14 protein-coding genes and 1 pseudogene are annotated in these 20,769 nt (G+C 73.5%); 3 read left to right on the top strand and 12 right to left on the bottom strand.

What is annotated here, in order from left to right; all coding sequences use genetic code 11:
• Window positions 1–3: 3 nt before the first annotated feature.
• The 7 genes and pseudogenes from BCL65_RS03280 to BCL65_RS03255 all read right to left on the bottom strand — a co-directional run bounded on the left by BCL65_RS03280 (window position 4) and on the right by BCL65_RS03255 (window position 10,342).
• A complete protein-coding gene (locus tag BCL65_RS03280; RefSeq protein ID WP_106265046.1) occupies window positions 4–978 on the bottom strand; it encodes an AAA family ATPase in 975 nt (324 codons plus the stop codon).
• A gap of 55 nt (window positions 979–1,033) precedes the next feature.
• Window positions 1,034–7,096: an Ig-like domain-containing protein gene (locus tag BCL65_RS03275; RefSeq protein WP_243400814.1), complete on the bottom strand. Its 6,063-nt coding sequence runs from the start codon at window positions 7,094–7,096 to the stop codon at window positions 1,034–1,036.
• A 155-nt stretch (window positions 7,097–7,251) separates the two neighbouring features.
• Window positions 7,252–8,298: an NAD(P)/FAD-dependent oxidoreductase gene (locus tag BCL65_RS03270; protein WP_106265044.1), complete on the bottom strand. Its 1,047-nt coding sequence runs from the start codon at window positions 8,296–8,298 to the stop codon at window positions 7,252–7,254.
• Window positions 8,295–8,840 (bottom strand): isoprenylcysteine carboxyl methyltransferase family protein, encoded by a 546-nt coding sequence (locus BCL65_RS03265; protein ID WP_106265042.1) that lies wholly within the window; start codon window positions 8,838–8,840, stop codon window positions 8,295–8,297. Before BCL65_RS03265 ends, BCL65_RS03270 begins: the two co-directional genes overlap by 4 nt.
• On the bottom strand, window positions 8,837–9,271 hold the full coding sequence (locus tag BCL65_RS18435) for a 3-oxoacyl-[acyl-carrier-protein] synthase III C-terminal domain-containing protein (protein ID WP_308701006.1): 435 nt from the start codon (window positions 9,269–9,271) through the stop codon (window positions 8,837–8,839). Before BCL65_RS18435 ends, BCL65_RS03265 begins: the two co-directional genes overlap by 4 nt.
• 48 nt (window positions 9,272–9,319) lie before the next feature.
• Window positions 9,320–9,919, bottom strand: a pseudogene (locus BCL65_RS18430) (type III polyketide synthase); the annotation flags it as partial.
• 42 nt (window positions 9,920–9,961) lie between these two features.
• A complete protein-coding gene (locus tag BCL65_RS03255; protein WP_243400813.1) occupies window positions 9,962–10,342 on the bottom strand; it encodes a cupin domain-containing protein in 381 nt (126 codons plus the stop codon).
• Between the two features lie 54 nt (window positions 10,343–10,396).
• Between BCL65_RS03255 and BCL65_RS03250 the strand changes: the two genes are divergently transcribed.
• The gene (locus tag BCL65_RS03250) at window positions 10,397–11,239 is read left to right on the top strand and encodes a UbiA family prenyltransferase (protein WP_106265038.1); all 843 of its coding nucleotides are present in this window, start codon (window positions 10,397–10,399) and stop codon (window positions 11,237–11,239) included.
• Window positions 11,240–11,249: 10 nt separating this feature from the next.
• Here BCL65_RS03250 and BCL65_RS03245 read toward each other — a convergent pair whose 3' ends face one another.
• A complete protein-coding gene (locus BCL65_RS03245) occupies window positions 11,250–11,849 on the bottom strand; it encodes a hypothetical protein (RefSeq protein WP_106265036.1) in 600 nt (199 codons plus the stop codon).
• 122 nt (window positions 11,850–11,971) lie between these two features.
• Between BCL65_RS03245 and BCL65_RS03240 the strand changes: the two genes are divergently transcribed.
• Both BCL65_RS03240 and BCL65_RS03235 read left to right on the top strand, forming a co-directional pair.
• Window positions 11,972–12,550 (top strand): prepilin peptidase, encoded by a 579-nt coding sequence (locus BCL65_RS03240; RefSeq protein ID WP_106265035.1) that lies wholly within the window; start codon window positions 11,972–11,974, stop codon window positions 12,548–12,550.
• A gap of 204 nt (window positions 12,551–12,754) precedes the next feature.
• Window positions 12,755–14,245: a S1 family peptidase gene (locus tag BCL65_RS03235; protein WP_106265033.1), complete on the top strand. Its 1,491-nt coding sequence runs from the start codon at window positions 12,755–12,757 to the stop codon at window positions 14,243–14,245.
• 88 nt (window positions 14,246–14,333) lie between these two features.
• Here the strand turns inward: BCL65_RS03235 and BCL65_RS03230 are convergent, their stop codons facing one another.
• From BCL65_RS03230 to nuoL, 4 genes are read right to left on the bottom strand one after another with little or no spacing between them, the layout of a single operon-like run.
• Window positions 14,334–15,377 carry a polyprenyl synthetase family protein gene (locus BCL65_RS03230; RefSeq protein WP_106265031.1) on the bottom strand — a complete coding sequence of 348 codons (1,044 nt, stop codon included), beginning with the start codon at window positions 15,375–15,377 and terminating at the stop codon, window positions 14,334–14,336.
• A gap of 44 nt (window positions 15,378–15,421) precedes the next feature.
• Window positions 15,422–17,182, bottom strand: coding sequence for an NADH-quinone oxidoreductase subunit NuoN (gene nuoN / locus BCL65_RS03225; RefSeq protein ID WP_106265029.1), 1,761 nt, complete (start codon window positions 17,180–17,182; stop codon window positions 15,422–15,424).
• Complete coding sequence (locus BCL65_RS03220) at window positions 17,179–18,789, bottom strand: NADH-quinone oxidoreductase subunit M (protein ID WP_106265233.1); 1,611 nt, start codon at window positions 18,787–18,789, stop codon at window positions 17,179–17,181. The genes nuoN and BCL65_RS03220 overlap by 4 nt, the downstream gene beginning before the upstream one ends.
• 15 nt (window positions 18,790–18,804) lie before the next feature.
• Window positions 18,805–20,754, bottom strand: coding sequence for an NADH-quinone oxidoreductase subunit L (nuoL, locus tag BCL65_RS03215; protein WP_106265231.1), 1,950 nt, complete (start codon window positions 20,752–20,754; stop codon window positions 18,805–18,807).
• Window positions 20,755–20,769 lie beyond the last annotated feature (15 nt).

Raw genomic sequence — 20,769 nt, 5'->3', positions numbered from 1 at the left:
CGGTCAGGCGGTCCGGCGTTCCTGCGGCGCGGCGACGTCGGCCAGCAGGCGGCTGATGGCGGCCTCGGCCGTCGCGCCGGCGAACTCCGCCTCCGGGTCGAGCACGATCCGGTGGCACCACACCGGACGCAGCAGGTCCTTGACGTCGTCGGGCAGCACGTAGTTGCGCCCGTGGGCCGCCGCCCACACCTTGACGCAGCGCACGAGCGCGAGGGCACCACGCACCGAGACGCCCACGTGGACGTCCGCGGCGTCCCGGGACTCCTCGGCCAGCCGCGAGACGTACTCGAGCACCGCGGGGTCGACGTGGACGGCCGCGGCCAGCGCGCTCATGTCCACCACGGCCTGACCGGTGATCACCGGCTGCAGGGCCGCGCTGCGGTCGCGCACCGCGGAGCCCGCCAGGATCTCGACCGTGGAGGTCAGATCCGGGTAGCCGATCGAGGTCTTCATGAGGAACCGGTCGAGCTGCGCCTCGGGGAGCCGGTAGGTACCCGCCTGCTCGATCGGGTTCTGGGTGGCGATCACCATGAACGGCGCGCCGACGTCGTGGCCGACGCCGTCGACGGTGACCTGCCCCTCCTCCATCACCTCGAGCAGCGCGGACTGCGTCTTGGGCGAGGCGCGGTTGATCTCGTCCGCCAGGACGATGTTGGCGAAGATCGGGCCCTTGTGGAAGTCGAAGGTGCCCGACTTCTGGTCGTAGATCGTCACGCCCGTGACGTCCGAGGGCAGCAGGTCCGGCGTGAACTGGATCCGGTGGTTGGTGCCCTGGACGCTCGCCGCCATGGCGCGCGCCAGCATCGTCTTGCCGGTGCCCGGGGCGTCCTCCAGCAGCAGGTGGCCGTCGGCCAGCATGCAGGTCAGCGCGAGGCGGATCTGGTCGTCCTTGCCGAGGACGGCCTGCGCGACGTTGCCGACGATGCGGTCGAACGTCTGGGCGAACCAGGCGGCCTGCTCGGGGGTCATGGTGCTCATGGGAGTTCCTGTTCTCTCGGCCGCGCTGCAGCGGCCGTCGTCGTCGACACGGTGCCTACCAGGTGATCGTGTTGCTCCTGCCCCACCGTGTGGTGACCCACACCTGGCTGCCCGGCTGGCCGTAGTAGCAGTAGAGGTCCCGCGGCCCGGCGTTGCCCGAGCCGTCGGTCCGGGTGTTCTGGACCGGGGAGTGCCACGCCGTGCCGGAGGTGGAGAACTTTCCGGTCGAGGCCATGCACTCGTAGGTGAACGTGGTGTTGGGGTCGGCGTTGCGGATCGTGAGGTTGATGTACCGGCACGACGAGTGGGTGCAGTTTCCGTAGGGGTCGTCGCCGTACTCCCGCGCTCCCTTGGTGATGGTGACGCTCGGCTGGGGCTTCGGGTCGGACTTGGCGCTGGCGCACTTCTGCGCCGACTGCCCCTCGGTGTCCGTCGCGGTCACGCAGATCTGCTTCGTGTCGGAGTAGCCGGCGTTCACCGTCTGGCTCCCGCTCTTGGCGGTGCTGGAGACGGCGCCGCTGACCCGGACCGAGATCCCCCGTCCGTTCGTCGAGGTCGACCAGCTGAACGACACCTTCTGGTCGCCACCGCTCGCCGAGACGCTCGGTGTCGGCACCGGGCCGAACGGCTTGACCGCGTTGGACCAGTCGGTCCAGGCGGAGCATCCCGCGGCGTTGCACGCGCGGACCCGGAACCGGTACGAGCTGCCGTTCGACAGACCCCCGTACCGCAGCGAGGTCGCGGTGGTCTGCTGGGAGCCCCCGCCCTCGACCGACACGGTGTAGGTCAGCGCGTTGCCGTTGGCGTCCGCGGCACCCCACCTGACGTCGGCCCTGCCGCTCATGCCTGTGCCCACGCTCGCCGTCGGCGCGCCGGGCACCGTCGGTATGCCGAACGGCGTCACGGCGTTCGACGCCGGGCTCTTGCCGCCCTTGCCGGCCTTGTTCTCGGCGGTCACCACGAAGGTGTAGCTGGACTTGGTGTCCAGCCCGGCGAAGTCGTGCGACGTCGCCGAGGTCTGGACCGTGTCGACCACCGACCCGCCGCGGAGCACGTCGACGTGGTACGTCTTCACGGCGTCACCGTTCGCGAAGGGCGCGGGCCAGCTCACCCTGATCTGTCCGCCGAGCGGGGTGTCCACCCGGGAAGCGCTCGGCGCACCCGGGGCGTCTGGCGGGCCGGCCGGGATCTCCGCCGTCGAGTACTCGCCCCAGTCAGACGGGTCCGGTGCCAGGTTCACGGCCTGCACGCGCACCTTGTAGGCGGTGCCGTTGGTCAGGCCCTCCCAGACGATGCGATTGCCTGTGACGCCGACCTTCTGCGTCTGGCCCGAGGCCGGTGCCGGGGAGATCTCCAGGTTGACCGACTGGATCGGCGAACGGTCGGTGTAGTTGGCGTTCTCCCAGGTCACCGTGAGCGACTCGTCACCGAACTCCAGGCTCGGGGCGGCGGGCGGGTCCGGCTTCTCGTCCGGGCGGGCCTCGGCGGAGGCGGGCGACGGGTCGGAGTCACCGACCTCGTTGGTCGCCACCACCTGGAAGGTGTAGGTCACGTTGTTCGTCAGCCCGTCGAGCGTGCAGGTCGTCGTGGCGCACTGGAACTCGTCGCCCTGGTCGGATCGCACGGTGTAGCCGGTGATCTCGGCGCCGTTGTTCAGCGGCGGGGTCCAGGACAGCACCACCGTCTCGGAGCGCACCTCCTCCACCGTCGGCGTCGCCGGGGCCTCCGGGACGCCCAGGACGTTGACGGTAATTCTGCCCTCGACCTCGCGGTCGGGATCCTCGGTGGCGTCCTGCACCCGATAGCGGATCACCATGGTGCCGACGAAGCTGTCCTTCGGCACCACCACCACCTGATCGCCGTCCACGGTCGCCTCGCCCTCGCCGGTCTCGACGGTCGGCTGCCCGACGAGCTCGAGCGGCCCGCGTTCCTGGAACGGGTTCGTGTCGTTGGCGAGCACCGCGACGGACACCGGCTCACCCTGGTGCGCGCCGTCCACCGTGTCCGGGTTGGCCTTGGCCAGCGGGCGGGTGGAGGCGACGACGTCGACGGCCAACGACCCGTCGACCGACGGGTTGTTGCCGTCCGTCACCGTGAACGGGACGGTGACCGACGTGCCCTTGGCCACGTCGGGATCGGCCTGCAGCGCGACGACGCTGCCGGTCAGCACGGCGCTGACCCCCTCCGGCGTGCTGCCCAGGCTGAACGTCAGGTCGTCCCCGTCGGGGTCGCTGGCGTACCGCCCGAGGTCCACGGTGCTCTCCTCGCCCGCGGCCACCTGACCAGCAGGCGCGCCGGGCTCCGGCGGCAGGTTCTCCGGCGGCAGCACCGTGATCGGCACCTGGACCAGGGCGGTGCGGTCCTCCGGCTCGCCCTCCAGCCCGTCGGTGACCTGGACGCTCACCGACGCGGGCCCCACGTAGTCCTCGTTCGAGGTGTACGTCAGGTGCTGCGCGTCCTTGACGGTCACGCTGCCGGCCACGGCGCTCGCGCTGTCCGCGTCCGCGATCTCGGGGGCGCCGCCCTCGGCGACCACGACGGCGTCTCGGAGGTCGACGTCGAGCGGCTCGCCCGACAGCACCTCGAGCGGCACGAAGTCCGGCTTGAGCCGTGGCGCGGGCCCCTCGGGCTGCTGCTCGGCGTCGTCCGCCAGGGCGTCGTAGGCCGGCGGCACCTGCAGGAACGCCTTGGCCGACAGACCGTCCTGGTCCGTCACGGTGTAGGTGAGCAGCTGGCGCTCGGCGGTGAGCTCCACGTCCACCACGCCGTCCTCGTCGACGGTGGCGGTCGACGCGTCGAGCGTCACGGTCAGCTCGCTCGCCGCACCGTCCGGGTCCTCGTCGTTGTCGAGGACCGGGACCGTCACGCTCGTCATGTCGGGCGTGACCTCGGCCGGCAGCACGATGTCGTCACGCGCGACCGGCGCGAGCAGCGGGGCGTCCTCGGTCACCTCGACCGACACCGAGCCCATCGCGCGGGCGCCCCAGGTGTCCTCCACCGCGTAGTAGAAGCTGACGGTGCCCTCGTCCCGCGGGGTCCGCAGCACGATGCGGTCCTGCTCGACCTCCGGGTCGAGCGGGGCCTCGGCCTCGATCCCGCCGGGCACGAGCCCGATCTGGTCGCCGTCCGGGTCGGAGTCGTTGCGCAGCGCGGGCACGGCGACCTGCCGGTCGGGACGCACGGTCATCACGTCGTCGGCGGCGACCGGCGGGTGGTTCTTGGCGCCGGGCAGCGAGATGCCGATGCGGACGGTGCCGGTCGCCGTCTCGCCGCGCGAGTCCTGCACCGCGTACGTCAGGGTGTCCTGGCCGCTGACGCCGTCGGTGGCCCGGAAGTCGATGTACCGGCCGTCGACGATCTCGGCGATGCCGCGGGTGGGCGGCTTGACGACGTTGAGCAGCCGCACGGAGTCGCCGTCGGGGTCGATGCCGTCGAGCGGCACCTCGACCCGGACCGTGCCCCCGGACAGCACGCGCGCCTCGACGTCCCGCGGCACCGGCGCCGTGTTCTCCTCGCCGTCGCGGATGTGGATCGTGACCTGGGCGGAGTCCTCCTGCCCGTTCGGGTCCTGGACCCGGTAGATCGCGTACGCCGTGCCGGCCTCGGCGCCGGCACGGAAGCGCAGCCGGCCCTCCGAGGCGAAGATCTCGCCCTGGCCGGGCTCGACGGTCTGCTCCAGCTCGTCGTCGAGGATCAGCTCGAGACCGTCGGGATGGGTGTCGTTGGCCAGCACCGGGATGTTGACGTAGTCGCCCGTGTGCACGGTGACCTCGTCGGGCGCCGCGTGCGGCGGCTGGAGCCGGTCGGGCGCCGGGATGGGCAGGATGCGCACCTGACCCGTCGCCGTCTCCTCGCCGTTGGAGACCGTGTACCGCAGGGTGACGGCGTCGGAGATGCGCCGCGACTCGGTCACCCGCAGCATCTGGTGCCCCAGCACGGCGACGGTCACGCCGGCGTCGTCCGGCACGTCGACGGACTGCACCACGAGCACGCGGCCGGCCGGGTCGGAGTCGTTCGCCAGGACGTCCACCAGCGTGGAGCCGCCGGCGGGCAGCAGGGCCGTGTCCGCCACGACGACGGGCGGGCCACCTGCCTCGTCCGGGTCCTGCACGTCCACGCGCACCACGCCCGTGGTCGAGCCGGGACCGTCGCTGACCTGGTAGAGCACGTCGTAGGACTTCGGCTCGTTGGCCAGGAAGGTGAACGTGCCGGCGTCGTAGTTGGGGGTGATCTCGGCGGGCGCCGCCTCGCTCACGGACGCGAGCCGCAGCGCGTCGCCGTTCGGGTCGGAGTCGTTCTTCAGGGGCTCGATGGTCACGGGCTCCCCGGCCGACACCACGACGTGGTCGCCCACCGCCACGGGCGGCTCCTGGGACTCGCCGAGCACGTCCACCCACAGGGTGCCCTCGACGACCTCGCCGCGGCCGTCACCGACCGTGAGGTTGACCTTCTTGCGCCCGGTCGCCGAACCGTCGTCCTGGAACTCCACCAGACCGTCCGGGTAGGCGCGCACCTCGTCGCCCTTGACCGTGGACGACGCCGTGGCCAGGTAGACGTCGTCGCCGTCGGCGTCGCGGAAGTACGGCAGCACCCGGATCTGGGCGGACTTGCCCTGCTGCACGCGCAGCACCGGTTCCCCGGTCTGCTCCGGTGCCGCGTTCTCGTCGTCGGGCACCACGCGGACCCGCACGGTCGCGGTGTCCGTGCCCCCGCGTCCGTCGCTGACGGTGTACTCGAAGGAGACCTGGCCGGTCGCGTCGTCGGGGACCACCGCCTGCAGCGCCTTGCCCCCCAGCACCTCCTGGATCTCCAGGCCGTCCGGCTGGTCGCCCTCCAGGGCGGCGGTGATGACGTCGCCGTCGGGGTCGAGGTCGTTGGACAGCACGTCCAGGACGGTCGCCCGGCCGGGCCGCACGCCGAACGAGTCGTCGTTCGCCTCCGGCGGGTCCTGGCGCTCGCGGTCGACGATCGTGTTGTCGACCAGCTCCGGGGTGTCGTCGTCGGCGTTGACGTCCTCGCCGTCCCCCTCGTCGGGGCGCTGGACGTCCCAGTCGTCGACCTTCTCGTACTCGTCGAGAGCCATCCAGACGGTGCCGGCCGACAGGTCGTTCAGCACCACGTTGTTCCGGTTGACCCGGTACTCGAGCTGCGTCTGCGGGTCGATGCCCTCGAGCACGCGGTCCAGGTCGCGGTCCGTACCCGGGCAGTCCCGCACGATCTGACCGCTGGCCGACCACGCCCCGTACAGGCAGCCGTCGAGCTGCACCGGGGCGGCCGGGACGCCGGAGGCGCGCCGCTCGGTCGCCGGGCCACCGTCCAGCGGCTGCTGCACCAGGCCGGTCGACGTCGCGTAGGCCACCGACTCCGCCGCCGCGCCCGGCTGCTGCAGGCGGGCTCCCTGCGCGTCCGCCACCGTGACGACGTCGCCGCCGGGGAGCCGCAACGCGCCGGACGTCCGGTCGAGGACGACGACGTCGTCGCCCACCGCCGTCAGGACGACGTCGTGCGACTCCTCGAGGAGCTCCAGCTCGATGCTGGTGGGTTCCTCGCCGGGCGCCAGGGTCCACAGCCGGTCGGTCGTCGGGACCGCCGCGAGCACGGTGCCGTCCTGGGCGACCGCCACCTCGGCGGGCCCGCCCAGCTCCACCGTGGGGTCGGCCTCCTCCAGGTCCAGCGTGGCCAGCCGGTCGAAGGCCGTGACCCACAGGTCGCCCGACTCGCCGTCGGTCACCGCCACGCGGCCACCGCCCGAGGCGACGCCGGCGCCGGCCGGGACGGCGGTGGTGGAGTGGTACTTGAGCCGGGCGACGTCCACGACGCTCGCGGCGCTGTTGCCCTCGTCCGGGACGAGGACGTCGCCCGCCTGCTGGTCGACGTCGAAGTCCGCGCTGCCCGCGAGGAGGGTGCCGTCGATCGCCTGCGCCTCGGTGTTGAACCGGCCCACGAGCCCGGCCGACTGCTTCGTCACCCACACGCCGGAGTCGTCGAGGTCGACGTCGGCGGTCGCCTCGCCGTCGTAGAGGAACGCAGCGGCCGCGACGCCCCCGGACAGCACGACGACCACCGCCGTCGAGATGCTCGTCCGTCGGTCGCCGCGCAGGCGCGTGAGCAGACTCAAGATTCCCCCTGGTTCGTGATGACCGAGCGGAGATCCTGAGCAGGTCCCGGCGCTCTACAGGCATCGCCTGCACAGAATAGCCAGGTGACACCCGCCCGGGGCAACGCATCTCGCGGACTGGGGATGGGTAGTTGTCCCCATCCAGGTCCCGGACGCTATCGCGCGAGCCGCTCCACGACCGCCCCGTAGACCCCCGGCAGCCGCCGGGCCGCCGGCACCACGCCCCGACGCAGCGGCGACGCCGCGGCCCCCACCAGGCCCGACGTCAGCAGCCGGTAGTCCCGCGTGGCCCGCCGCCACGCCCGTTCGTACCCGGGCGCGTCGTCCAGGTGGACGACGGCGGCCCGCGCCTGGGCGAACCCGACGCGCAGACCCTCGCCCGTCAGCGCGTCGACGTACCCCGACGCGTCACCGACCAGGCGTACGCGCCCGGCCGTGCGCGCCGTGGTGCGCACGCGCAGCGGACCGGCGCCGCGCACGGGACCGTCCGGCACCGCCCCGGCGAGGCGCGTGGCGAGCTCGGGGATCGTCGCGAGCTCGACGTCGAAGTCCGCCCCCGGCGGGCCGAGCAGGGCGACACCCACCAGGCCGTCCGCCACGGGCGTCACGTACGCCTCGGCGCGCGGTCCCCAGTGGACCTCCACCAGGTCCGACCACGGCGCCACCCGGTAGTGCCGGCGCAGGCCGAAGCGACGGCCCGGCACGCCCGGTCGCGCGGGTGCGCCGCCCCGCGCGGCCTGCTCCAGCCCGACCTCGCGGCGCACCCGCGAGTGCAGGCCGTCGCACGCCAGCAGCCACGCGGCGCGCACGCCGCCCGCCGTGACGCCGTCGTCGTCCTGGGTCACCGATGTGACCCGGCCCGGCACGACGGCGGCACCCGCCGCGAGCGCCGCCGTCTGCAGCGCCGCGTGCAGGGTCGTCCGGCGGACGCCCCGGCCGGGGCCGGACCGGAAGAGGTGGTCGGCCACCCGCCCGTCCTGCCGGTAGGAGATCCCCCGCAGGTCGCGCCCCGGCGGGTCGACGCCCAGCCGCCGCGCCGCGGCGAGCGTGCCCGGCATGAGCCCCTCGCCGCACGCCTTGTCGACCGGCGCGGGGCGGGGCTCCAGGACGACGACGTCCAGCCCGGCGCGGCGCGCCTCGATCGCGGCGGCGAGGCCGACCGGTCCGCCGCCGACGACCAGGACGTCGACGTCGGGACTCACCGCCGGCCCGGGTCCTGCGCCGGTTCCACCGCGGCCTCCAGCGCCCGCTCCTCGGCGGGGATCCGGAACCCGAGGAGCAGCCAGGCGTTCAGCACGGTGAAGCCGACGGCGGTGATCCACGCCGAGTGGACCAGCGGCAGCGCGATCCCCTCGAGGACCACCGCGACGTAGTTCGGGTGCGGGATCCACCGGTAGGGGCCGCGGCGCACGAGGGAGAGCCCCGGCACGACGATGACCCGGGTGTTCCACTGCGGGCCGAGCGTGCCGATGCACCACCAGCGCAGCCCCTGGCTCGCCAGGACCAGGACGAGCATCGGCCAGCCCAGCCACGGCAGGAACGGCCTGTCCAGCGCGACGACCTCGACGACGCACGCCACGAGGAGCCCCGTGTGCAGCAGGACCATCGGACCGAAGTGCCCGCGCCCGGACTCGACGCCGCCGCGCGCGAAGGACCAGCGGGCGTGGCGGGCGGAGACGACGAGCTCGGCCAGGCGCTCGAACCCCGTGGCCAGCACCAGGGCCGCGTACAGCAGGACGCTCATGCCGGCTCCTGCCCGCTCAGCAGCACCAGCTCGGCGGCGACCCCCGGGCCGAAGGCCATGAGGACGGCCCACTCCCCCGGCCGGGGCGCGCCGTCGTCCAGCGTCGCGGCGAGGACGTGCAGCACGGACGACGACGACAGGTTCCCCTCGGCGGCGAGCGTCGCCCGGCTGCGCGCGACGTCGCTCTCGGACAGCGCGAGGGCGTCACGGACCGCGTCCACCACCTTCGGGCCCCCGGCGTGCACGACCCACGTGCCGACGTCGTCCGCCGTGAGGTCGTGCGGGGCGAGGAGGTCCTTGACGTCCCCCGCCAGGTGGGCGCGCAGCAGCTCCGGCAGCTCCGGCGAGAGCACGATGCCGAACCCGGTGTCGCGCACGTCCCACCCCAGCGCGCCCGCCGTGCCGGGGTAGAGGTGGCTGCGGCTGCCCATCACCTGGGCCGTCGGCCCGGTCCCGTGGCGGACGGCGTCGCCGCCGACGACGACGGCCGTCGCCCCGTCGCCGAACAGGCCCGACGAGACGAGGTTCGCCGTCGAGGTGTCGTCGCGCTGGAAGGTCAGCGAGCACAGCTCGACGGAGACCAGGAGGGCGACCTGCCGCGGGTGCCCGGCCAGGTACTCGTGCAGGTGGGCCAGCCCGGCCGCCCCGCCGGCGCACCCCAGGCCGAAGGACGGCACGCGCCGGACGTCGGGGCGCAACCCCAGGCGGTGCACCAGGGCCGCGTCGATCGACGGTGCGCCGAGCCCCGTCACCGACGTGAAGAAGACCAGGTCGACCTCGTCGGGGCGAACCCCTGCGGCCGCGAGTGCCTCCCGGCCCGCCTGCTCCGCCAGGTCGGTGCCGACCCGCACGAAGTGGGCGTTGGCGTCGCCGAACGACGTGAGGTCCGCGTACTCGTCGATCGGCAGCGCCAGGTGGCGCGTGTCCACGCCCGAGGCGGCGTGCACCCGGTGCGCCAGCCTCCGGCGGCCGCCCTCGGGAGCGAGCAGCGGCACGATCGCCTCGGAGATCTGCTGCTGCGGGTAGACGTGCGGGGGAAGCGCGGGGGCGACGGCCAGCACACGGGACATGCAGGCATCGTGGCACCGCTGACGCCCCGACGCGCGGGGGACGGCCCGGACTCAGTCCCCGACGGCACCCGCCGCCAGCGCGGTGAGCAGGATCGACGAGTCCTCGAGCGCCTCCACCCGGTGCCGTACCGGCGGCACGACGACGAAGTCCCCGGGCGTCCCCTCCCACGACTCGTCCCCGGCGACCAGCCGCACGCGGCCGCGCAGGACCTGCACCGTGGCCTCGTCCGGGGAGTCGTGCTCGTTCATGTCGTGGCCGGCGGTCAGGACCGACACCACCTGGCGGAGCGCGTGGTCGTGGCCGCCGCGGACGGTGCGGGCGGCGCGCCCGTTCGTCTGCCGTGCCGTCGTCATGAGCTCGTCGGTCAGGGCGGACAGGGACAGCGACTCCATGGCGGGCTCCGGTCGGTCGACGTCGAGGGACGCCCTCATGCTGCCACCCGGCCTCGGGTCGTGCCCAGGTGCGAGCGGCACTAGGTTCGCGTCATGTCCGACGCCGGGAAGCTCGCGCGCGGGATGCTCGCTGCCACGCACCCCGCCCCGGCCGCGATGGTCACGCTGTTCGCCCTGGCACTGGCGCTGCGCGTCGAGCCGGAGGTGGGGCGGGCGTTGCTGGTCACGGTGACCGTCGGGGCCGGTCAGCTCTCCATCGGCTGGAGCAACGACTGGCTCGACGCCGCCCGCGACCGCCAGGTCGGTCGCCTCGACAAGCCGACCGTGCGCGGAGCCGTCACCGCGGCCACGCTACGCACGGGCGCGTTCGTCGCCGCGGCCGTGAGCGTGGTGCTGGGCTTCGCCGCCGGGGCGGGCGCCGGGCTGGCGAACCTCGGCGTCCTCCTCGGCGGGTGGACCTACAACCTGTGGTTCAAGCGGACGGCCCTCTCGTGGCTGCCCTACGCCGTCGCGTTCGGCCTGCTGCCCGTGTTCGTCGTGGCGGCGGCCGGCGACGGGCGGAGCGCGCCCGGGTGGATGGTGCTCGCCGGTGCCCTGCTCGGTGTGGGTGCGCACGTCGCCAACGTCCTGCCCGACCTCGAGGACGACCGCGCCACCGGGGTCCACGGCCTGCCGCACCGGCTGGGACGACGCGGTGCCAGCGTGGTCGCGCCGCTCGTGCTCGCCGCGGGCTGCCTGGTGACGATGGCCGGCCCGCCGGGCGGGCCCTCGGCCGCGACCGTCGGGCTCACCGCGGTCGCAGGCCTGCTCGCCGTGGCCGCCGGCGCACTGGGGCTGCTGCGACCGCGCAGCCGGGCGCCGTTCCTGCTCAGCATGGCCGTCGCCGCCCTGTGCGTGGTGCAGATCGTCGTCGCGGGCGCTGCGGTGACCGGCTGAGCAGCGACCCTCAGCGCGCCCCGGCCGCCGAGGCCGTCCCGCTCAGCTCCGCGACGGCACGGCTGATGTCCGTGCCCACGGTCCCGGCCGTCGCACGCAGCGGCCGGTAGGCGGGGACGAACACGACGGCCGCCAGGCCGTCGTGCGCCCACACCGCGGGGACCTCGCGCCCGCCGTAGACGGCGGGACCGTCGGTGACGCCGTCGGGCGTGCGCTGGACCACCCAGCGGGGTGCGTCGTCCCGGCGCCCCCACACCTCGAGCTCGGTCGGGGTGACGACCACGGCGACGGGGCTGCCGCCCATGGTCATCCACCCGCGCGCCGTCGCACCCTGGTGGCGCGCGATGTCCGGCATCTCCGCTGTGGTGAAGCCCGGCACCACGAGGCTGCCCGGACGGTGCCGCGCGGCCTGGCGGGCGCACGCGGTGACGCGGCGGACCACCACCAGCAGCGTCACGGCGACGATGGCCAGGACGACGAGCAGCGCGATCCACACGGTGGCGGCCTCGGTGTCGCCGCTGCGCAGGTCCAGGACGAGCCGCAGCGCCGACACGACGGCGATCACCAGCAGGACGGTGACGTAGGTGACGCGCTTGTTCCGGGCGTTCACGAGTCAGGGCCTCTCCGTCGACGGCAGGACGGGCACGGACACTACCGCAGCGGCGTTCCCGCCGGGAGCAGACCTGTGGACGGCCCGCCCGGCGCCCGCCCCGGCTCCCCTACGATCCTCGCGTGCCGACCCTCGCCGAACGTGCCGCGCTCGAGGTGGCGCCGTTCCGGCGTCGCATCGCCGTCGGCGGCGTGCTCGCCGTGGTGTGGGCGGTCTGGGCGAGCGGTCCCGGCTGGTCGACGCCGGCGCTCGCCGTGGCAGCGGTCGCGGGCGTCGCGCTCGGCGTCGTGGACGCGGCGACCCACCGCCTGCCGGACGCCGTCACCTACCCGACCACCGCCGTCGTCGGTCTCCTCCTCGCGGGTGCCGCGCTGGCCGGGGACGCCGGGGACGCCGGGATGCGGGCCCTGGCCGGCGCCCTCTGCCTCGGCGGGGGTTACCTGCTGCTGCACCTGGCCAGCCCGTCCGGGCTCGGCCTCGGGGACGTCAAGCTCGCAGTGCTCCTCGGCCTGGTGAGCGGCTGGTACGGGTGGCCCGTGCTGTGGGCCGCGGCGGTGCTGCCGTTCCTGCTCGGGGGCGTGGCCGCCCTGGTGCTCATCGGCGCCCGGCGGGCGACCCGCCGGACGGCCATCGCGTTCGGCCCCTGCATGCTGGCGGGGACGGCGCTGGCGCTCACGGCAGCTCGGCTCGCTGCCGCCTGACCGTTCGACGACCCCACCGTTCGACGGGCGGAAACCGCCCGCAGCGGCGAGGCTGGACCGGACCCCGACCGATGCTCGGGGCTACCATGACGTCTCTGGATACTGCCTTGGTATGACCTGAATGTCATCTGGGCAGATGCTGAGTACGGAGCATACCGTGGGACTGCCGGGTACTCCGCCCGGCACCTGACGGAAGGAAGCTCCATGAGACGAACGACCTTCAGGACGCTCGCCACCACCACGGCGACGCTCACCCTCGCGGCCACGGCGTTCACCGCCCAGGCCGCGAGCCCGACCCCCGACGCCGAGGAACCGCTCGGCGAGGCGGACCTGGCGGAGAAGTACCCCGTCGAGCTGCTCGAGGCCATGCAGGACGACCTCGACGTGACCGAGGACCGCGCCGTCGAGCGCCTGGACTTCCAGGCCGACGCCTCGGACACGCTCGACGAGCTCGACGCCGCCCTCGGCGACGACTTCGCGGGAATGTGGATCGACGCCGAGGACGACGTCGTCTACGCGGCCGTCACCGACACGTCCCAGGTCCCGACGGTCCGCCGGGCCGGCGCCCGAGCGGTCACCGCGCGGTACTCGCTGGAGGACCTCGAGCAGTGGCAGTCGTCCCTGACCGCCCCGCTGTCCGACGTCGACGGCGTGTCCGGCACCTACGTCGACCTCGCGGAGAACACGATCGTCGTCCAGGTGCACCGCGGGTCCCGCGGCGAGGCCCGCCAGGCGGCGAGGGCGGCCGGGGTCCCCCAGCGGGCGGTCACCTTCGAGCGCACCACCGAGGAGCCGCGGACCTACCAGGACGTCGTCGGCGGCAACGCCTACTACATCGGCGGCGGGTCACGGTGCTCCGTCGGCTTCGCCGTCACCACCGGGTTCGTCACGGCCGGGCACTGCGGCTCCACGGGGGCGACGACGTCCCAGCCGAGCGGCACGTTCGCCGGGTCGGTCTTCCCCGGCAGCGACATGGCGCACGTGCGCACCGCGGCCGGGAACACGCCCGTCGGCGCGGTGAACGACTACGCCGGTGGCGTCGTCGCGGTCGCCGGCTCCGCCCAGGCCCCGGTCGGCTCGCAGGTGTGCCGCTCCGGGTCCACCACCGGCTGGCACTGCGGCACCATCCAGGCCTACAACGCGACCGTGACGTACCCGCAGGGCAGCGTGAACGGGCTGATCCGCACCACGGTCTGCGCCGAGCCCGGCGACTCGGGCGGCTCCCTGCTCGCCGGCGACCAGGCGCAGGGCGTCACCTCCGGGGGGTCCGGCAACTGCAGCTCCGGCGGCACGACCTTCTTCCAGCCGGTCAACCCCATCCTCAACCGGTACGACCTGACCCTCGTGACCAACGGCGGTGGCGAGGGCGGCGGCGAGGACCCGTCCTGCACCGGAACCTCCTACTCGAGCGACGGCTCGCTGAGCCAGGGCGGCCAGGCCGTGCACCCGGACGGCAGCTACTGGAACCAGAGCGGCTCGGCACAGATCGCCGCGTGCGTCGAGGGTCCCTCGAGCGGCGACTTCGACGTCTACCTGCAGCGCTGGACCGGGAGCAGCTGGTCCACCGTGGCGCAGGGCAGCACGACGTCGAGCCTGGACTCGCTGACGTACTCGGCGTCGTCGGGCTACTACCGCGTCGTGGTCCACGCCTACTCGGGCTCGGGTGCTTACACGACGGGCATCACGGTGTCGTGACGCCCGGACCCGCTCCCGACCGCACGTGACCCGTCGGCCGGGGACGGCGCGGGCGCGAGGGGCACGTCCTCGCGTCCGCGCCGGTGGGTCAGGCGGCCCGGTCGGCCAGTGCGGTCGCCAGGTCGCCGAACGCCTGCTTCACCGGTCCGTCGGGCAGCGGCGCCAGCTCGGCGGCCGCCTCCCGCGCCCACCGCACCGCGAGCTCGCGCGTCTCGGCGAGCACGCTGTGCTCGCGCAGGTCCGCCACGACGGCGGCCAGCGCCGCGTCGTCGGACAGGTCCCCGTCGAGGCGGGCCAGCAGCGCGGTGTCCGACGGCGAGGCCTCCCCGCGCTCGACGCGGCGGCGCAGCAGCAGCACGGGCATGGTGGGCACGTGCTCGCGCAGGTCGGTCCCGGGCGTCTTGCCGGACTCGGTCCCCGAGGAGGCGATGTCCAGCACGTCGTCCGCGAGCTGGAAGGCGGTGCCCACCTTCTCGCCGTACCCGGTGACCGCCTCGACGATCTCGTCGGGGCATCCCCCGAACATCGCGCCCAGGCGCGCCGACGTGGCGAGCAACGACGCCGTCTTGTCGCTGAGCACCTGCAGGTAGTGGTCGACGGGGTCGTCCCCGGCGGCCGGCCCGGTGGTCTCGTGGAGCTGGCCGAGGCACATCCGCTCGAAGGTGTGCGACTGCAGCACCACGGCCTCCGGCCCGAGCCCGGCGACGAGCGCCGACGCACGGGCGAACAGCAGGTCCCCGACGAGGATCGCGATCGAGTTGCCCCACACGGTGTGTGCCGCCGGAGCCCCCCGTCGCACGGGGGCGGAGTCCATCACGTCGTCGTGGTACAGCGAGGCGACCTGCGTCAGCTCGACGACGACGGCCGCGTCGACGAGGCGCGGGTCCTCGCCGTCGCCCAGCTCGCCGGCGAGCAGCGTGAGGAGCGGGCGGAACCGCTTGCCGCCGGCCGCGATGAGGTGCCGCGACGCGTCGTCGGCCAGCCGGTCCGTGGAGGCCACCGCCTCGGCCAGGACGGCATCGACCCGTGCGAGCCGACCCGCGAGCCGGTCGGCCAGCTCGGGGTCGCTCACGGGGATGGCGGTCGGCAGCGTGGCAGAAGCGCCGGCCGAGGCATCAGAAGCACGGGTCACGGTCCGAACCTATCTGGCCGGACCGGCCCGCAGCGAACCGGGAGTCACGGCTGCAGCGGGCGGAACGTCGCCGCCTGAGCCGCCCAGTCGAGGGCGACCTGCGGCACGACCCCGAGCAGCACGACCCCGACCGCGCACAGCACGATCGCCACCGTCGCCGGCCCGCGGGAGGCGACCACCACCACGGAGGCCCGGGCGAGGGTGGCCCGCGCGGCGGTGAGCGTGCCCGTCGCCGGCGCGGCGTCGTCGGCCGGCGCGGCGTCGTCGGCCGGCGCGGCGTCGTCGGCCCGCGATGTCCCGGCGGCAGCAGGTTCGGCGCCGTCCTCGACGTGCTCCGGGTGCTCGGACTCCTCGGTGGGAGGCGTGAGCACCATGAGCACGATGAGCCGCACGTAGAAGAACACCGCGACGGCCGAGGCGAGCACGCCGAGCACGGCCAGCGGCCAGGCGCCGGCCGCCACGGCCGCCGAGAACACGCCGAACTTCGCGATGAACCCCGCCGTGAGCGGGATGCCGGCCATCGACAGCAGGAACAGCGAGAACGCGGCCGCGAGCCACGGCGAGCGACGGGCGAGCCCGGCCCACTGCGACAGGTGGGTCGCCTCCCCGAGGACCACGCCGTCGGCGTCCTGCTCGCGCACGAGGGTCGCCACCGCGAAGGCTCCGAGCGTGGCCAGCCCGTAGGCGAGGACGTAGAAGAGCACCGCGCCGGCGCCGGTCTCGGAGAAGCCCACGAACGCGACCGCGAGGAACCCGGCGTGCGCGATCGACGAGTACGCGAGCATCCGCTTGACGTCGGTCTGGACGGCGCCGGCGACGGTGCCGATCAGCATCGTGAGGATCGCCACGGCCCACAGCCCGACCTCGAGGTCGCGTCGCAGGGGCTCGTCCAGCCCGGCCGCCAGGGTGAAGACCACCCGCACCAGCGCGCCGACGGCGGCCGCCTTGACGCAGGCCGCCATGAAGCCGGTGATCGGGGTGGGCGCACCCTGGTAGACGTCCGGCGTCCACGTGTGGAACGGGGCCGCCCCGATCTTGAACAGCAGACCCACCGTGATGAGGAGCACCCCGGCGATCACCAGGGACGGCATCATCTCGAGCACCTGGCTCTCGGGGTGCACCAGCACGAAGAGCGCACCCTCGAGGCTCACCGTGCCCGCGAACCCGTAGACCAGCGCGATGCCGAACAGCATGATCGCGCTCGCGAACGACCCGAGCAGGAAGTACTTGAACGCCGCCTCCTGGCTCAGCAGCCGGCGGCGGCGGGCCGTGGCGCACAGCACGTACAGCGGCAGGGACAGCACCTCGAGGGCGATGAACAGCACGATGAGGTTGTCCGTGGCGGGGAAGAGCAGCATGCCACCGGTGGCGAAGAGCACCAGCGGGTAGATCTCCGTCTGCTGCAGCCCGGCCTCCCGCGCGGCGTCCTCGTAGGTGGTGCCGGGCACGGCCGCGGCCGTGGGGGCGAACGCGTCCTGGCCGGTGCGCGTCCGGTCGGCGATCACCAGCACGCCGAGCACGGCGAGCACGGCCACCACGGCCTGGATGCCCAGCGTGAACGGGGTCAGCAGGAACGTGCCGTCGACGACGAACGCGTACCCCTCGGTGGTCACGCGGTCCCACAGCAGCACCACCGACACGAGCGAGCCGGTGAGCGCCGCCAGCGTGAGCACGATCTGCGTGGTGCGGCGGCCCCGGTCGGGCACGAACGCCTCGATCAGCACGCCGACCACGCCGGCGGCCAGCACCACGAGGACGGGGGTCAGGACGGCCCAGTCGATGACAGGTGCCTCGAACTCGATCACTGGTCGCTCCCCTCGAGGGCCCCGAGCACGGGCTCGGGATCGGTCTCACCCACGTGCTCCACGGAGACGCCCGCGGGCTCGCGCACGTAGTCCAGCGCCGGTCCGGGCATCAGCCCCAGCACCACCAGCGCGGCCACCAGCACACCGGCGACCGTCTTCTCGCGGACGTCCAGGTCCTTCGCCCCGACGACGTCGGCACCCACCTCGCCGGTGAACATGCGCTGGTAGGTCAGCAGCACGTAGACGGCGGCGAGCACGACGGCAGGGACGGCCACCAGCACCGGGACGGGCCACCGGGCGAACGCGCCGAGGAAGACCATGATCTCCGAGACGAACGTGGCCAGCCCCGGCAGGGCGAGCGCCGAGAGGCCTGCCACGAGGAACGTCCCGCCCAGCACGGGTGCGACCTTGCGCATCCCGCCGTAGTCGGCGATCTGCTGGCTGCGCCGCGGGTGCCGGGCGATCGCGAAACCGGCCAGGAGGAACAGCGCGCCGGTGGAGATGCCGTGGTTGAGCATCATGAAGCTCGAGCCCGCGATCCCGAGCGACGTGAAGGTGAAGATCCCCAGGATGATGAACCCGAAGTGCGACACCGAGGTGTAGCCGATCAGCCGCAGCACGTCGGTCTGGCCGATAGCGAGGATCGCGCCGTACAGGATCGAGATCACGGCGAGCACGATGATCGCCGGTGCCGCCCACCGGCTCGCCGCCGGGAAGATCGGCAGGCAGAGCGTCAGCATCCCGAAGGTGCCCACCTTGTCGAGCACGCAGATGAGCAGCGTCGAGGTGCCCGGGGTGGCGTTCTGCGTCACGTCCGGCAGCCAGGTGTGCACGGGGAACATCGGCGCCTTGATCGCGAACGCCAGGAAGAAGGCGCAGAACATGAGCCGCTCGGCGGTCGGGTCGAGCGCCAGACCGGTGAGGTTGTCCGTGAGGAACGCGTCCTCGGGGCGCAGCCCCGTGGCCGGGTCGACCGGCACCTGGAGGTACAGCGCGACCACGGCGGCCAGCATCACGAGCCCGCCCGCGAGCGAGAACAGCAGGAACTTCACCGCCGCGTACCGGCGCTGCGCCCCCTGCCCGAACCCGCCCACGAGGAAGTACGCCGGGATCAGCATGGCCTCGAAGACCACGTAGAACAGGAACACGTCACGCGCCGTGAACACCACGACCATGAAGGACAGCAGCACCAGCACCGTGGCGAGGTAGCGCCGCAGCCGGACGTGGTCCCCGCCCTGCTCGTGCCAGGCGGCGAGGATCACCAGCGGCACGAGCCCCACGCTGAGCGCCACGAGCAGCAGGGACACCCCGTCGACGCCGACGGCGTAGCTCGCCCCCAGCGCCGGGATCCACGCGTACGTCTCGGTCAGCTGGTGGGTGCCCGCCGCCGAGGTGTCGAAGGCGAGGAACGCCCCCACCAGCAGCGCCACCTCGACCAGCGCGCCCACCAGGGCCACCGTGCGGGCCGTGCCGGCGCTGAACGCGCCACCTCCGCTCGCGGCACCCGACGCCGGGCGCCCGCGCCCCACGCCGGTCAGCACCGTCGCCGCCGCCGCGACCAGCGGCCACACCACGAGGGCAGTCACCCAGGGAAAGCCGGACATCATCATCCCTTCCACGCCTCAGCTCGCCCCCTGGCCGGAGACCAGCCAGATCACGAGCACGATCACGCCCAGACCACCCAGGGTCATCGCGGCGTACTGCCGGACGTACCCGGACTGCATGCTTCGCAGCCGCCCGCCCAGGCGTCCCACGCCCCCGGCCAGACCCAGCCACCCGGCGTCGACCGCCGTGCGGTCCGCGAAGACCAGCGACCGCGTCAGCACCCTGCCCGGCAGCATCACGAGCCCTTCGTTGACGTCGTCCTGGTGCAGGTCCACCCGAGCCGCACGCACCAGCGCCGGGGCCGGTGGCGGCGTCGTCGGCACCCGCCGCACGGCGTACTGCACGAACGCGAGGGCCGCGCCGAGGACCACGAGGACGAGCGTCAGGGTCACGATCAGCCAGATCGGCAGGACCGGCTCGTGGTGCTCGGCGTGCCCCGTCACCGGCTCGAGCCAGTGCACGAACCGGTCGCCGGCGTTCAGCACGAAGCCGAGCCCGACCGACCCGATCGCGAGCACGATCATCGGCAGCGTCATGAGCCACGGGGACTCGTGCGGGTGCCGCACGGGGGCCTCGTCGCCGTCCGCACCGTCGCGCCCCGCACCGCCCGCGAGCTCGGTGGCCCACCGCCGTCGGCCCATGAACGTCATGAAGAACAGCCGCGACATGTAGTAGGCGGTGATCCCGGCGCCCACCAGGGCGACCGTCCCGAACACCCACGGCCGCCAGCCCTCGCCCACGAACGCGACCTCGATGATCTTGTCCTTGGAGTAGAAGCCGGAGAACGGCGGGACGCCGAGGATCGCCAGCCAGCCGAGGCCCATCGTGATCGCGGTGACCGGCAGCAGCCGGGCCAGGCCGCCGAACCGGCGCATGTTCACGTCGTCGTCCATCGCGTGCATGACCGAGCCCGCCCCGAGGAACAGGCCCGCCTTGAAGAAGCCGTGCGTCAGCAGGTGGAAGATCGCGAACGCGTACCCGACGGGGCCGAGGCCCGCGGCGAGCATCATGTAGCCGATCTGGGACATCGTCGAGGCGGCCAGCGCCTTCTTGATGTCGTCCTTGGCGCAGCCGACGATCGCGCCGAACAGCAGGGTCAGAGCACCCACGACCGCGATGACGAGCTGGGCGTCCGGCGCCGCCTCCAGCAGCGGTCCCGAGCGGACCAGGAGATAGACGCCCGCGGTCACCATCGTGGCGGCGTGGATGAGGGCGGAGACCGGCGTCGGGCCGGCCATCGCGTCCCCGAGCCACGCCTGCAGCGGCAGCTGGGCCGACTTGCCGCAGGCCGCCAGCAGGAGCAGCAGGCCGATCGCCGTCGTCGTGCCCTGGTCCGCCGCGTCGGCCGAGCCGAGCACCGTGGCGAAGTCCACCCCGCCGAACGTCGCGAGCATGAGCATCATCGCCGCGATGAGGCCCATGTCCCCCACGCGGTTCATGACGAACGCCTTCTTGCCCGCCACCGCGTTGGGCAGGTGGTGGTCCCAGAACCCGATGAGCAGGAACGAGGCCAGGCCCACGCCCTCCCAGCCGACGAACAGCAGCAGGTAGGAGTCCGCGAGCACGAGCAGCAGCATCGCGGCCACGAACAGGTTGAGGTACGCGAAGAACCGGCGGCGGTCGCGGTCGTGGGACATGTACGCCACGGAGTACAGGTGGATCAGCGAGCCGACGAAGGTGATCAGCATGACGAACGTCATCGACAGCGGGTCCACCTGGAACCCGAGGTCCACCTGCAGCGGGCCGACGTCGATCCAGCTCGCCGTGGTGTGGACGCCCACCCGGTCCTCGGCGGCCACGCCGAGCATGTCGAGCAGGATCACGAGGCCGATCACGAACGTCGCCGTCGAGGCCAGCACGCCGAGCCAGTGCCCCCAGCGGTCGCTGAGCCGGCCGACCAGGAGCAGCAGCGCCGCTCCGACGAGCGGCGTGGCGACCAACCAGGGCGCGAGCGAAAGAGTCTGCATCATCGAAGTCGTCGG

The sequence above is a fragment of the Isoptericola halotolerans genome (genome assembly GCF_003003075.1).
GTDB lineage: Bacteria > Actinomycetota > Actinomycetes > Actinomycetales > Cellulomonadaceae > Isoptericola > Isoptericola halotolerans_A.
Note: the sequence above shows the minus strand (reverse complement) of the source record. Positions and strands in the feature narration are given on the sequence as shown.

Bases quoted from the DNA above. Each gene is read 5' to 3' on its own strand.
- BCL65_RS03280 (WP_106265046.1), bottom strand. From the start codon at position 978: ATGAGCACCATGACCCCCGAGCAGGCCGCCTGGTTCGCCCAGACGTTC.
- BCL65_RS03265 (WP_106265042.1), bottom strand. From the start codon at position 8,840: ATGAGCGTCCTGCTGTACGCGGCCCTGGTGCTGGCCACGGGGTTCGAG.
- BCL65_RS18435 (WP_308701006.1), bottom strand. From the start codon at position 9,271: ATGGGCAGCCGCAGCCACCTCTACCCCGGCACGGCGGGCGCGCTGGGG.
- BCL65_RS03255 (WP_243400813.1), bottom strand. From the start codon at position 10,342: ATGAGGGCGTCCCTCGACGTCGACCGACCGGAGCCCGCCATGGAGTCG.
- BCL65_RS03250 (WP_106265038.1), top strand. From the start codon at position 10,397: ATGTCCGACGCCGGGAAGCTCGCGCGCGGGATGCTCGCTGCCACGCAC.
- BCL65_RS03235 (WP_106265033.1), top strand. From the start codon at position 12,755: ATGAGACGAACGACCTTCAGGACGCTCGCCACCACCACGGCGACGCTC.
- BCL65_RS03220 (WP_106265233.1), bottom strand. From the start codon at position 18,789: ATGATGTCCGGCTTTCCCTGGGTGACTGCCCTCGTGGTGTGGCCGCTG.
- nuoL (WP_106265231.1), bottom strand. From the start codon at position 20,754: ATGCAGACTCTTTCGCTCGCGCCCTGGTTGGTCGCCACGCCGCTCGTC.